This is a genomic window from Allomesorhizobium camelthorni (assembly GCF_011045125.1).
Lineage (GTDB): Bacteria > Pseudomonadota > Alphaproteobacteria > Rhizobiales > Rhizobiaceae > Allomesorhizobium > Allomesorhizobium camelthorni.
Map to the genome: position 1 here is coordinate 39524 of NZ_JAAKZF010000019.1, position 13195 is coordinate 52718.

The following is a 13195-nucleotide window of genomic DNA, read 5'->3' on the forward strand; positions in this document are numbered from 1 at the left end:
GAATTTTTGCGTTGAGGGAAAGGGACCCAACCAGACACTTCAAGGTGCGTTCGCACTGGCCTGGTTCAGCGTGGAGTAGAAGAGTGACAAAGCCTGTCGGCCTCGCCGCGACAGATCAGGTGCGCGGCTCGAATTCAAATCGGGGGCGCCGCCCGGCGGCCGCCTTCGCCGGCGCAGTCGCGCTGCTTGCAGCGGGAGGCGCGGCCGCGACCTTCCTGATAGGCGGGGACCAGACCCGGGCCGCGGCGACCGACGCGCCGCAAATCGCCCTTGCCGCCGCAGTTCAGCAATTGCCGGTCAGGACGGTGAAGACGATATCGATCAAGATCGATCCGACGCCGAACACCACGAAGACCGCGCCAAGACCTACAGCGCCCCAGCGGCCTGCCAGCGCCGCAGTCGAGGCCTCCGACGCCGAGGCGCTGCCGCCGGAAGATCCACGCTGGGCGCGTCAGAGCCCGAGGCCCCGGACAGGCGCGAACACGCTGGGCGACCTCGAAACGCCCGCCGGCGCAATCGTGGCACGAGCGCTTGCCGCACAGGAAGAGCCTTCCGATCCGATGGTGACGGCGGCGATCTTTCGCAACGAGGAACGGGCGCTCGAACAAGCGCCTCCGGCCTCGCCCGAACTGGCGGTTCCCGCGCCGGAAATGCCGGCCGTGAAGAAAGCGCCGGCGCCCCAGCGGACGGTTCGCGTGAACGACGGCGTCAATTTGCGGGCAAGGCCGGCGAGCGGATCGAAGGTGCTCCGGGTCATTCCGGCGAGAGCGTCCGTCGGCCTGGTTGACTGCAAGGCCTGGTGCGAGGTGGTCTACGACGGCACGCGCGGCTTCGTCTACAAGAGCTTCGTCGGTGGAAAGCGCGCCGCTTCGCGGAAAAAACCCGCCGAAGAGAAGGCGACTGCGAATGCCGCCGAGCAGGCGCTCCCGGGCGTGAGCATCGGGACGGCCACCGAAAAGGCTGCGCCTGCTGCAACCGCAGACGCCGCCACCACCGCCAAGACCGCGCCGAAAGCGCAGCCGAATCCCAGCCCCTGGCCCGACATTCACGAGGGCCGCTGAGTTTCGGCGCTGGTGGTTTAGCCCGCCGGCTTATGGTGCCTGCGGTCGACCGTGGCCGGCCGGCCGGCGATCGATAGCCGCGTCGCCCTCTTCTCGCGCTCGGCGACGATTTTTCCCTTCGCGATCACGCAGAGCCGGTCGGCGCGCAGGCGCAGCGCCTCCACCCGGCTGCCGGCGTCGAGGACGACGAGGCTGGCGGTCTTGCCGACGGCAAGGCCGAGATGGTCTAGACCCATGATTTCGGCGTTCACCTTCGTCACCATGTCGAAGCAATGCGCCATGTCGGCCGGGCTGGTCATCTGCGCCACGTGAAGGCCCATGAAGGCGACGTCGAGCATGTCGACCGCGCCGAGCGGATACCACGGGTCGAGCACGCAATCCTGGCCGAAGCCGACGCGGATGCCAGCTTTCAGCATCTCGGGCACGCGGGTCATGCCGCGGCGCTTGGGATAGGTGTCGTGGCGGCCCTGGATGACGATGTTGATGAGCGGGTTGGGGATCGCCGAGACTCCTGCCTCGGCGATCAGCGGCAAGAGCTTGGAGACGTAATAATTGTCCATGGAGTGCATGGAGGTGAGGTGCGAGCCGGCGACGCGGCCGGAAAGCCCCAGCCGCTGCGTCTCGTAGGCGAGCTGCTCGATGTGGCGCGACAGCGGGTCGTCGGTCTCGTCGCAATGCATGTCGACCATCAGGCCGCGCTTCTCCGCGATCTCGCAGAGCTCGGTGACGGAGCGCGTGCCGTCGGCCATGGTGCGCTCGAAATGCGGAATGCCGCCGACGATGTCCACGCCCATGTCGAGGGCGCGGATGGTGTTTTCCCGCGCGGTAGGCGAACGGTAGAAACCGTCCTGCGGGAAGGCGACGAGCTGCAGGTCGATATAGGGCGCAACTCGCTTCTTCACGTCGAGCAGCGCCTCGACCGCGAGCAGGCGGTCGTCGCAGGTGTCGACATGGCTGCGGATGGCGAGCAGCCCCATCGAGACCGCCCAGTCGCAATAGGCAAGCGCGCGGCCGCGCACGGCTTCGTGGGTGAGCAGCGGCTTCAGCTCGCCCCATAGCGCGATGCCTTCCAGAAGCGTGCCGGACGCGTTGATGCGCGGGATGCCGTAGGAGAGCGTGGCGTCCATGTGGAAATGCGGATCGACGAAGGGCTGCGACACGAGATTGCCCGTTGCGTCGATGATTTTCCCGGCCTCGGCGTCGATGCGCGGCCCGATCGAAGCGATTTTTTCGCCGGAAATGCCGATGTCGGCGGTGCTTCCGTCGGGCAGCGTGCCGCCGCGGACGATTATGTCGAAACTCATCTTTCGCCTTTCTGGTAGGGAATCATCAGCGCCTTGGGATAGGTCGCGCGGCGCGCCACCAGCACCAAAGCGAGGATAGAGAGAACATAGGGCATCATCAGGAAGACCTGATAGGGCACGACGCCGCCGGAAAGCTGCTGCAGGCGCACCTGATAGGCGTCGAAGGCGGCAAACAATATGGCGCCGAGCAGCGCCTTGCCCGGCCGCCAGGAGCCGAACACGACCAGCGCGATGCAGATCCAGCCGCGGCCGTTGATCATCTGGAAAAAGAAGGAGTTGAAGGCGGACATGGTGAGGAACGCGCCGCCGACCGCCATCAGCGCGCTGCCGACCATGACCGCGCCCATGCGGATGCCGGTGACGCTGATGCCTTGCGCCTCGACGGCCGCCGGGTTCTCGCCGGCGGCGCGGATGGCGAGCCCGAGCGGCGTTCGGTAGAGCACCCAGGCGACGATGGCGACGGTGGCGAAGGCGAGGTAGGTGAGCGGCGTCTGGTTGAACAGCGCCGGGCCGATGATAGGGATGGACGACAGGCCGGGGATGGCCAGCGCCTCGAAGGGCGCGATCTTGGGCGGCGAGGTGACCTCGGGCAGCGCCAGCCGGTAGATGAAATAGGTGAGGCTGGAGGCAAGCAGGGTGACGCCGATGCCGACCACATGCTGCGACAGGCCGAGCGGCACGGTGAGCGTCGCGTGCAGGAGGCCGAACATCGCGCCGGCAAGGGCCGCGACCAGAACGCCGGTCCAGAGGTCGCCGCCGGCATAGACGGTGAACCAGCCGGCGAAGGCGCCGGCGGTCATGATGCCTTCGATGCCGAGATTGAGCACGCCGGCCCGCTCGCAGATCAGCTCGCCCATGGTGGCGAAGATCAGCGGCGAGGCGATGCGGATCGCGGCGACCCAGAACGAGGCGGTGAAGAGGATTTCGAGCGCCTGTTCCATCAGATGCGAGCCCCCTCCACCATGCTTCGCATGGTCCCCCTCCCCCGTAAACGGGGGAGGATCAGCGGCGACGCCGGTTCCTCCCCTGCGAAGCGGGGGAGGGGGACCGCCGAAGGCGGTGGAGGGGGCATGTGACCCAAAACCATATCCTACCTCCACCTCATCCGATACCGCGACATGAGGATCGCCGTGACCATCGTCAGCAGCGCGGTGGCGACCATCACGTCGGCGATGTAGCTTGGAACCCCTGCGGTGCGGCTCATGGCGTCGGCGCCGACGAAAATGCCGGCGACGAAGATCGCCGAGGCGACGACGCCAAGCGGATTGAGCATTGCGAGCATCGCCACCACGATGCCGGAATAGCCGTAGCCCGGCGACAGGTCGAGGGTCAGGTTGCCCTTCAGCCCCGACACTTCGGAAAAGCCGGCGAGCGCGGCGAGACCGCCGGACAGCAGCGCGGTCTTCATCAGCACGCGGTTGACTGGGATGCCGGCGAAGCTCGCGGCTTCCGCATTGTGGCCGACGGCGCGCATCTCGTAGCCGAGCACGGTCTTCTTCATGATCACCCAGACGATCGCGGCGGCGCAAAGCGCGATGACGAAGCCGTAATGCAGGCGCTTGCCCTGGATGATGCGAGGGAGCTGCGCCTCGGCGACGACTCTTTGCGATTGCGGCCAGCCGAGACCCATCGGGTCCTTCAGCGGACCCTCGAGCAGCATCGAGACGAAGAGCAGCACGATGAAGTTGAGGAGCAGCGTGGTGACCACCTCGTCGACGCCGAAGCGCGTCTTCAGCACCGCCGGGCCGAGCAGCAGGAGCGCGCCGGCCGCCATCGCGGCCAGCATGATCACCGGAATGAGCAGGAAGGAAGGCAGCGGCAGCGCGCCTGTGCCGAGCACGATGGTGACCACGCCGCCAATATAGAGCTGCGCCTCGGCGCCGATGTTCCAGAGCTTTGCGCGGAAGGCGACGGCGACGGCAAGGCCGGTGAAGATCAGCGGTGTGGCGCGGGTCAGCGTTTCCAGAGCTGCGAATTGCGTGCCGGCCGCGCCGCGCGCGACGAGGTAGAAGACGGAAAACGGCGACGCGCCGGCTGCCAGGACGAGAAGCGAGGTGATGACGAGTGTCGCGGCTATGGCCGCGACGGGGAAGAGCAGCGTCACGCCGAGCGGCGGTGTTGGTTTGGGCTCAAGCCGCATGAATGCCTCGCAAGGCATTTGCGGCTCGACACGCTGGCGGGACAGCGCCCCCCTCTGTCCTGCCGGACATCTCCCCCACAAGGGGGGAGATCAGCAGCTGCTGCGCCGCCCTTCCGCCTGCAACGTCGCAAGTTGGCGAAAGCGATGCGGCCGGCCAATCTCCCCCCTTGTGGGGGAGATGTCCGGCAGGACAGAGGGGGGCAACGTAGGAGGCGACCGTTCGTCGAATAATCACGCCCCAGCCTCCGCATGCCCGGCCATCAATTCGCCAAGCTCGCGCACGGTGCGTTCGCCGCGCGCCGAGGGCGTCGAGAGCCGGCCCTTCGACATCACCAGGATGCGGTCCGACAGAGCCAGGATTTCCTCCAGATCTTCCGAGATCAGGAGGATTGCCGCGCCGCGCGCCCGCGCCTCCAGCAGCTTCTTGTGAACATAGGAGACCGCGCCGACATCGAGCCCGCGCGTCGGCTGGTTGGCGAGGATGACGGACGGCTCGGGATCGAGCGCGCGGCCGAGGATCAGCTTCTGCATGTTGCCGCCGGAGAGCAGCCTGATGCGCGCCTCCGGCGACGGGCACTTTACGTCGTAGTCGGCGATGATCTCCTCGGCGAAGCCGCGGGCGGCGCGCCAATCCAGAAAGCCCAGCCGGCTGAAGCGGGCGCTGCGGTAGCGTTCGGAAATCACGTTCTCGGTGACGCTCATATCGCCGATCGTGCCCACCGCGTGGCGGTCTTCCGGGATGCGGGCGATGCCGCTGGCGAGCGCCCGGCGCGGCGACCACTCCTTCACCGTCGCACTACCGATGGCGATGTCGCCCCCGAGCGGCTGCATGGTTCCGGCGATCAGGGCGGCAAGTGCTGCCTGGCCGTTGCCGGATACGCCGGCAAGGCCGGTGATCTCGCCGCCGCGAAGCGTCAGCGATACCTCGTCCAGCGCGGCGCCGCCGCCACCGGCACGCGTCGAGACGTTGGCCAGTTCCAGCAAAGGCGGACCTGCCTTGGCCGGAGCGACGGTGGCCGGCGCGATCTCCTGCCCGACCATCAGCGCGGCCAATTCGGAGCGGCTGGTCTCGGCGGTGCGCCTTTCACCAACCAGATGGCCGGCGCGCAGCACCAGCACCCGATCGCTGGCGGCCATAACCTCGTGCAGCTTGTGGGAGATGAAGATGATCGACAGGCCCTGCGCGACCAGCAGCTTCAGTGTGCGAAACAGCGCCTCGGTTTCGGCCGGAGTGAGCACCGCGGTCGGCTCGTCGAGGATCAGGATGCGCGCATCGCGGTAGAGCGCTTTCAGGATCTCGACGCGCTGCCGCTCGCCGACGGAGAGCGCGGCGACGACCGCGCCAGGATCGATGGCGAGGCCGAAATCGCCCGACAGCTTGCGGATTCGCCGGGCTGCCGCACCTCGGTCGAGCCGCGCTCGCCACATGGCTTGCGTGCCGAGCGCGATGTTTTCCAGCACCGTCATGTTCTCGGCGAGGGTAAAATGCTGGTGCACCATGCCGATGCCGGCGTCGAGCGCTGCGCGCGGGTCGCCCGGCGGAAGCGCCTTGCCGAACGCCTCGACAGAGCCCTCGTCGGCGACGTAGTGGCCGAAGAGGATGTTCATCAGCGTGGTCTTGCCGGCGCCGTTCTCGCCGAGTAGCGCGACCACCTCGCCGCGCTTCAGGTCGAACGAGATCGCGTCATTGGCGACGAGCGGACCGAACCGCTTGGTGATGCCGGTGAGGCGCAGGACGATGCCGTCCTCCGCTCCGTCATATCGGCCATTCTGGTTTTTCTCTTCCACGTCGGCGCTGCCCCTCACCCTTACCCTCTCCCCGTGAAGAACGGGGAGAGGGAGTCGGCTACGTTGCGGCCAGCCTCTTCTCCCCGTCTCTATACGGGGAGAAGATGCCGGCAGGCAGATGAGGGGCAGCGCGAACATTGCAAGGCTGGTGCTGCCCCTCATCCGGCCCTTCGGGCCACCTTCTCCCCGTATAGAGACGGGGAGAAGGGAGAGCTTGTGCTAGCTCGATTTCGGCTCGGCGTCGTTGATCTCGACGGTGAAGCTTCCGTCCTTGATCGCCTTTTCCTTCTCGGCGACCTTGGCCATGATTTCGGCCGGCACCTTGCCTTCGAAGGTTCCGAGCGGGGCCAGCGAGCAGCCGCCATTCTTCATGAAAGAATAGACGCCGTAATCCTCGGCCTTGAAGGTCCCGGCCTTCACCTCGGCGATCGCCTTGTCGAGCGTCGGCTCGAAATGCCAGAGCGCCGAAGCAACAACCGTTTCGGGGTAATCGGCCTGGGTGTCGATGACGTTGCCGACAGCGAGGATGCCCCTCTCCTTGGCCGCGTCCGAGACGCCGAAGCGCTCGGCGTAGAGCAGGTCGGCGCCGCCGTCGATCTGGGCGAAGGCGGTTTCCTTGGCCTTGGGCGGGTCGAACCACGAGCCGATGAAGGCGACCTGGAATTTCGTGTCGGGCGCGGTCTCATTCACGCCGGCCATGAAGGCGTTCATCAGCCGGTTCACCTCGGGGATGGGATAGCCGCCGACCATGCCGATGTTCTTCGACTTGGTCATGGCGCCGGCGATGATGCCGGAGAGGTAGGATGCGTCCTGGATGTAGTTGTCGAAGACGGAGAAATTCGGCACGGCTTCGTCCGGCTTGAAGCTGGACCCCATCAGGAAGGCGACGTCCGGATAATCTCTCGCGACGGCGCGGGCCGCGTCCTCGACGCCGAACACCTCGCCGACGATGAGCTTGTGGCCGGCCTCGGCATATTCGCGCATCACGCGCTCATAATCGTTGTTGGAGGTGTTTTCGGAATAGACATATTCAATGTCGCCCCGATCCTTGGCGGCGTTGGCCGCCTTGTGGATGCGGCTGACCCATTGCTGCTCGACCGGAACGGTGTAGATGGCCGCGACCTTCAGCGCCTCCTGGGCGAAGGCGCGCGTCGGCAGACCCGCCATCGCGGCAAGGGCCGCGCCGGCGCCGGCCGACTTCAACACCGCGCGACGCGAAAAGGCCGAAAAGACTTTGTTTCTAGGCATTGTTCACCACCTCTGGTTGGATTGACTTCCGTCCCGTTTTTTATCGTTTGGTCAACGGTATGCGAATTCAGGGAGCCCCGCAATCGGCGGCGCGGAGCATTCCACCACCGCCTGCGCAAAGCGCCTCAGGTTGCGCAGCCAAGCGCAACGCGGTAGGCAGGGCTTACGAAAGCCGCGCCCGCGGATCGGGCTGAAGTGGCCGGATGCGACACAGGCGGCGGCCGGCACATTGCCGAAAGCGACATCCAGGCAACCGCGCATCGAAAGGATCGACTGATGGCAAAGAAGCCCAATTACGGCCAGGAGCGCAGGGATCGCGACCGGATCAAGGCGGCCAAAAAGGCCGAAAAGCAGAATGCCAAGGCCGAAAAGACCGGGCGGACCACCAAGGACAACGAATCAACCGAGGTGAAGGAGTCGGAGGCAAAATAGCGCCAATCGCGCCGAGCGCATCGCTTCGGCATTCGACGGAAACGAACCGGCAGGGATAGCGACATGAAGCCAATCGCGGGCGAACAGAAGAGCGCCAGGACGGATTCGGCGGCGCGCCAGATCATGAACACCGAGTTGGCGGCGCGCCAGAAGAAGACCGCGCGCCTCAGGGAGCTTCGGCTCGAAAAGGAAAGGGCCGAGCGCCTCGAACAGGCCGACAAGCCGGCAGCGCCGAAGCGAGCGCGCAAGAAGGCCTCCTAAAGCTACAGGTCAGGTCGCCTTTTCGCTGACCAGCACATCGGCCTCGCGCGCCGCCGCGATAAAGGCGCGCCGGGCGGTCATGGCCGGCTTGTCGCCGGCAATGGCGTCGTGACAGGCCTGCAGCGCCGCGCGATGCTTGGGACTTTTCTTCCCCGGCCATTTGTTGAGCAGGTAATCGGAAGCCTCGCGGGCGGTCCGCAGCACCAGATTTTCGCTGGCATCGCCGGATTTGACGGTGAGCGGCACTTCAAAGCGTTCTTGTTTCATCGCCGCTCTTACGCCATCGCCGCCGACAAAGCGAGCCAACAAGTCGCCGTCCGGCCTCAGGAGCCCGGTTTGCAAAAATTGATCCGGCGGAGCGAAAAATCCTCGCGGCTATCCCATTGCGTTTCCCGGACAATCCGCCTTCGGCTGCGCTTTCCGATGCACATGCGCCTGCGATTGCCGGTTGATTCCGGGCGAGGCCATCTCTACCTGACCGGCTCTTGTTGATTGCGTTTCATCGATTGTTTGTCATGCCCGGTGAATTTCGTCCTCCGCGAGCCTTTCAAAGCCACAGCCGGCCACAAGGCCGGCCCGCGGTAGTGGACCAGACGGACACATACGGTATAGTGGACCGTACCGGGCTTTTTGAAGAGACGGCCGCAGGGCCAAATTGAGGACGATTTGGTATGATGCGGCGCTTAGAAGACGCTCGGATCCTGATGTACAGCCACGACACGTTCGGGCTAGGGCATTTGCGGCGCTGCCGCACCATCGCTCATTCGCTGGTCGAGGATTATCGCGGGCTGAACGTGCTGATCATTTCCGGCGCGACCATCGCGGGCGCATTCGACTATCGGGCGCGCGTCGACTTTGTGAAGATCCCCAGCGTCATCAAGCTGCGCAATGGCGAATACACCTCGCTTGCCCAGCACATGGATCTGCACGAGACGCTGAAAATGCGCCAGTCGATCATCCGCCACACCGCCGAGACCTTCCAGCCGGACATCTTCATCGTCGACAAGGAGCCGATGGGCCTGCGCGGCGAGGTAGAGGAGACGCTGTCCTATCTGAAGACGCGCGGCACCACGCTGGTGCTCGGCCTGCGCGAGGTGATGGACGCGCCGCATCTGCTCGAAGCGGAGTGGAAGCAAAGCGACACGATGCGCAAGATCGACCGCTTCTACGACATGGTCTGGGTCTACGGCCCGCCGGATTTCTACGATCCGCTGACCGGGCTGGAAGTGCCGCCCGGCGTGCGGGCCAAGATGAACTTCGTCGGCTTCCTGCAGAGAAGCCTTTCGCATGACGAGATGCCGGACCATCGGCCGGAAGGCGATTACATCCTGGTGACCACGGGTGGCGGCGGCGACGGGGCCGACCTCATCCACGACGTCATCGACGCCTACCGCGGTGACCCCAGCCTGCAGCACAAGGCGCTGGTCGTGCTCGGCCCATACATGCCGGCCCGCAAGCGGCGCAAGCTGATCAACAAGGGCGCCAAGGTGCCGCATATCAAGATCATCGAATTCGACAATCGCATGGAAGAGCTGATCGCTGGCGCCAAGGCGGTGGTGGCGATGGGCGGTTACAACACCTATTGCGAGATCCTTTCCTTCGACAAGCCGGCGCTGATCGTGCCGCGCGTCAAGCCGCGCGAGGAGCAGTTGATCCGCGCCCGCCGCGCCGCCGAACTCGGACTGATCGAGATGCTGCTGCCGGAAGAGGCCGAAGATTCAAAGCGCTTCGCCGAGGCGCTGAAGGCCCTGCCCGACCGGCCGGCGCCTTCCAGAAGCAGTCCCGACCTCAGGCTCGGCGGCCTCGTCAACATCTCCGAAATCATCGGCGACTGGCTCGACGAGCGCTCGCGCCCGCATTTCACGGTCGTCGAAGGCGCGAGCTGACATTTGTCCGAACGCCGCAAGATCGCCGTGGTGCTGAAAGGCTATCCGCGCCTGTCGGAGACCTTCATCGCGCAGGAACTGCTGGGACTGGAGCGCGCCGGGCTGGAACTGGCGTTGGTCGCGCTGAGGCGGCCGACCGACGCCAAGCGCCACCCGGTGCATGACGAGATCAGGGCACCGGTCCACTACCTTCCCGAATATCTGCATGAGGAGCCGTGGCGGGTGTTGCGCTCGCTGCTCGCCTGCCTGCCCAGACCGGGCTTTTTGCGCGCGGCGCGGGCGTTCGTCCGGGATTTGCGGCGCGACCGCACGCGCAACCGTTTCCGCCGCTTCGGCCAGGCGCTGGTGCTGGCGGCGGAATGGCCGGGCGAGGCCGAATGGCTGCATGCGCATTTCATTCACACGCCTGCTTCGGTGACGGCTTATGCCAGCCTGCTCAAGGGCGTGCCGTGGACCTGCTCGGCGCATGCCAAGGACATCTGGACATCGCCCGACTGGGAACTCGCCGGCAAGCTCGCTTCGGCGCGCTGGGTGGTGACCTGCACGCGGACCGGCTTCGAGCATCTCAAGGCTCTGGCGGGCGGCAACGGCCGGGTGCATCTCAGCTATCACGGTCTCGACCTCGCCCGGTTCGGGCCTTTCAACGGCGCGCGGCCGGCCCGCGACGGCTCCGATCCCGCTGATCCCGTGCTGCTGGTCAGCGTCGGGAGGACCGTGGAAAAGAAGGGCTACGACACGCTGCTTCGGGCGCTGGCGCTGCTGCCGGCCGATCTTTCGTGGCGCTTCGAGCATATTGGCGGCGGCGAGCAACTGGACCGGCTCAAGGCGCTTGCCGACGAACTCGGCATCGCCGAACGTGTCACGTGGAAGGGCGCGCTGGCGCAGGAGGAGGTGCTGGCGCATTATCGCCGCGCCGACATTTTCGCGCTGGCCTGCCGTATCGCCACCGACGGCGACCGGGACGGCCTGCCCAACGTGCTGGTCGAGGCGGCGAGCCAGAAGCTCGCCTGCGTTTCGACCGACGTTTCGGGGGTGCCGGAACTCCTGACCGACGGGGAAAACGGGCTGGTCGTGCCGCCGGACGATCCCGGCGCGCTTGCCGGGGCGCTGGAGCGGGCGATCCGCGAGCCGGCGCTGAGGAAACGGCTCGGCGAAGTCGCAGAAAAACGCGTGCGGGAACATTTCGACCATATGTCGAGCATCCGGCAGCTCAAGGCGCTGTTCGAGGAGGAGTGGCGCAAACAACCATGACGCAGCCCCGCATCCTGTTCTACGTCCAGCATCTGCTCGGCATCGGCCATTTGGCGCGGGCGAGCCGCGTGGCGTCGGCACTCGCCGAAAATGGCTTCGCCGTGACCGTGGTGACGGGCGGAACACCCGTGGCGGGGTTCCCCGGCCTGGGGGTGACCCATGTCGCGCTGCCTGCGGTGACCTCCGGCGACCAGGGATTTTCCGGCCTGGCGGATCTCGACGGCAATCCCGTCGACGACGCCTTCAAGGCACGACGGCGCGACATGCTTTTGTCGCTGTTTGCCGAAACGCGGCCCGACATCGTGATTATCGAGGCGTTCCCGTTCGGCCGCCGGCAGATGCGCTTCGAGCTCCTGCCGTTGCTGGACGCGATTGCCTCGGCCAAGCCGAGACCGCGCCTAGTGACGTCGGTGCGCGACATCCTGCAGGAGCGGGTCAAGCCGGGGCGGAACGAGGAAAGCGCCGAACTCGTCGACCGGTATTTCGACCTGGTAATGGTGCATGGCGACCCCGGTTTCGCCAGGCTGGACGAGACCTTTCCGCTCGCCGCCGGCTTTTCGGAGAAGATCGCCTATACCGGCCTCGTCGCCGGACCCGAGCCCGAGCCCGCGGCGGAAAATTTCGACGTGCTGATCTCGGCCGGCGGGGGCGCGGCGGGCGGCGAACTCGCCCGGACGGCGGTCGAGGCCGCGAAACTGCTGCCGGGGTCGGGCAGATGGGGCCTGATCACCGGACCGAACCTCCCGCAACCGGAGTTCGACGCGATCGTCGCGGCCGCGCCGGAGAGTCTCGATATATTCAGATTCCGCAAGGATTTCGCCAGCCTGCTCGGCGGCGCGCGGCTTTCCGTCTCGCAGGCGGGCTACAATACGGTGTGCGACATACTGCGCGCCGGCTGCCGCTCGCTGCTCGTGCCGTTCGCGGCCGGCGGCGAGACCGAGCAGGAGGTGCGCGCTGAGCGGCTGGAGCGGCTCGGCCTCGCGTCTACCGTCAGCGAGAGCGGCCTGACGCCGGAACTGCTTGCCCGTGCGATCGAAGCTGCGCTGGCCCGGCCGCGTCCGCCGCGCCATGCGCTCGATCTGGATGGGGCCCACAAATCTGCGCAGGTGTTGCGCAGGTTGCTTAGCTAAACCGTGCCGATCAGCATGAACCTGGTGTATTTCTTCATCGGCAGCGCGCCGGCGAAGGCGATCTCGCTGAGGCCGGCCAGCTGCTCGAAGGCTTCCAGCGAGGGCACGCAGGCGATGTGCGTCGGTTCGCTGAAATAATCGTTGGACTGGAGCAGGACGCGCGTGCCGGGCGGCAACAGCGCGAGCCAGGCGCGCAGATCGGCGATGTGCTCACAACTGGTGTTGACGACGAGGTCGGGCCGGCTCCCGGCATAGTCGAGCGTGTACATGTCGCCGGTCGAGGCGCGGAAGCGATCCTTCCAGCGCTCGTTCAGCGTCTTGGCCACCTCGGCCACGCCCGGATCGATGTCGATGCTTTCGATGGCGCCGATGTCGAAGCGGGGATCGTCGAACAGCATCGCCGCCAGAACGCCGTACCAGCCGCCGACGATCCAGATGCTGCCGAATCGGGCGCCGCAGCTTTCGAAAAGTTTGTCGCGCGCCCACAATTTGCAGGCGACCTGCTTGTGGTTGAAGGCGTTGCCGACATCGGCCTGAGGGTGCCTGGCGATGACCTTCGCGAGGCCGCCGACCAGCGAACAGCCGCAGTATGCGGCGATTCCGCGGGTCAGGTCGAAGGCTGTCTCGCGCCAGTCGGCGCCGGGATCGGTCTGGGTGGCGTCCATGATGCACGTGTTGTAAGCTTCAGCCATCC

Annotated in this window: 13 protein-coding genes; 6 read left to right on the top strand and 7 right to left on the bottom strand. The window is 66.1% G+C overall.

All coding sequences use genetic code 11. The features are described from left to right. The first annotated feature begins 83 nt into the window (after nt 1-83). Nucleotides 84-1061: an SH3 domain-containing protein gene (locus tag G6N73_RS38285; protein ID WP_165029072.1), complete on the top strand. Its 978-nt coding sequence runs from the start codon at nt 84-86 to the stop codon at nt 1059-1061. Between the two features lie 17 nt (nt 1062-1078). On the opposite strand, the gene G6N73_RS15495 is transcribed toward G6N73_RS38285, so the two are convergent. From G6N73_RS15495 to G6N73_RS15520, 5 genes are all read right to left on the bottom strand, one after another. Further along, complete coding sequence (locus tag G6N73_RS15495; protein WP_165029074.1) at nt 1079-2365, bottom strand: amidohydrolase family protein; 1287 nt, start codon at nt 2363-2365, stop codon at nt 1079-1081. Continuing rightward, entirely contained in the window at nt 2362-3306 is a 945-nt protein-coding gene (locus G6N73_RS15500) for an ABC transporter permease (RefSeq protein WP_165029076.1), read from the bottom strand. The genes G6N73_RS15495 and G6N73_RS15500 overlap by 4 nt, the downstream gene beginning before the upstream one ends. Before the next feature lie 149 nt (nt 3307-3455). Beyond that, entirely contained in the window at nt 3456-4505 is a 1050-nt protein-coding gene (locus G6N73_RS15505) for an ABC transporter permease (protein ID WP_165029078.1), read from the bottom strand. A 231-nt stretch (nt 4506-4736) separates the two neighbouring features. Continuing rightward, the gene (locus tag G6N73_RS15515) at nt 4737-6245 is read right to left on the bottom strand and encodes an ATP-binding cassette domain-containing protein (RefSeq protein WP_165029154.1); all 1509 of its coding nucleotides are present in this window, start codon (nt 6243-6245) and stop codon (nt 4737-4739) included. Between the two features lie 267 nt (nt 6246-6512). Then, nucleotides 6513-7541, bottom strand: coding sequence for a BMP family protein (locus G6N73_RS15520; RefSeq protein WP_165029081.1), 1029 nt, complete (start codon nt 7539-7541; stop codon nt 6513-6515). Nucleotides 7542-7817: 276 nt separating this feature from the next. Between G6N73_RS15520 and G6N73_RS15525 the strand changes: the two genes are divergently transcribed. Together G6N73_RS15525 and G6N73_RS15530 are read left to right on the top strand one after the other, a co-directional pair. After that, nucleotides 7818-7973, top strand: coding sequence for a hypothetical protein (locus G6N73_RS15525; RefSeq protein WP_165029083.1), 156 nt, complete (start codon nt 7818-7820; stop codon nt 7971-7973). Nucleotides 7974-8036: 63 nt separating this feature from the next. Beyond that, nucleotides 8037-8234, top strand: coding sequence for a hypothetical protein (locus tag G6N73_RS15530; RefSeq protein ID WP_165029085.1), 198 nt, complete (start codon nt 8037-8039; stop codon nt 8232-8234). A gap of 9 nt (nt 8235-8243) precedes the next feature. On the opposite strand, the gene G6N73_RS15535 is transcribed toward G6N73_RS15530, so the two are convergent. Continuing rightward, complete coding sequence (locus G6N73_RS15535; protein WP_165029087.1) at nt 8244-8501, bottom strand: DUF982 domain-containing protein; 258 nt, start codon at nt 8499-8501, stop codon at nt 8244-8246. 404 nt (nt 8502-8905) lie between these two features. Between G6N73_RS15535 and G6N73_RS15540 the strand changes: the two genes are divergently transcribed. Genes G6N73_RS15540 through G6N73_RS15550 form a run of 3 tightly spaced genes read left to right on the top strand, consistent with a single transcriptional unit; the run spans nt 8906 to nt 12501 of the window. Beyond that, nucleotides 8906-10120 (top strand): glycosyltransferase family protein, encoded by a 1215-nt coding sequence (locus G6N73_RS15540; protein WP_165029089.1) that lies wholly within the window; start codon nt 8906-8908, stop codon nt 10118-10120. Between the two features lie 3 nt (nt 10121-10123). Further along, nucleotides 10124-11371, top strand: a complete 1248-nt coding sequence (locus tag G6N73_RS15545; protein WP_165029091.1) for a glycosyltransferase family 4 protein — start codon at nt 10124-10126, stop codon at nt 11369-11371. Beyond that, nucleotides 11368-12501, top strand: coding sequence for a glycosyltransferase family protein (locus G6N73_RS15550; RefSeq protein WP_165029093.1), 1134 nt, complete (start codon nt 11368-11370; stop codon nt 12499-12501). The genes G6N73_RS15545 and G6N73_RS15550 overlap by 4 nt, the downstream gene beginning before the upstream one ends. On the opposite strand, the gene G6N73_RS15555 is transcribed toward G6N73_RS15550, so the two are convergent. Further along, nucleotides 12498-13193 (bottom strand): class I SAM-dependent methyltransferase, encoded by a 696-nt coding sequence (locus G6N73_RS15555; RefSeq protein WP_206078875.1) that lies wholly within the window; start codon nt 13191-13193, stop codon nt 12498-12500. The genes G6N73_RS15550 and G6N73_RS15555 overlap by 4 nt on opposite strands. Between the last annotated feature and the right edge of the window lie 2 nt (nt 13194-13195).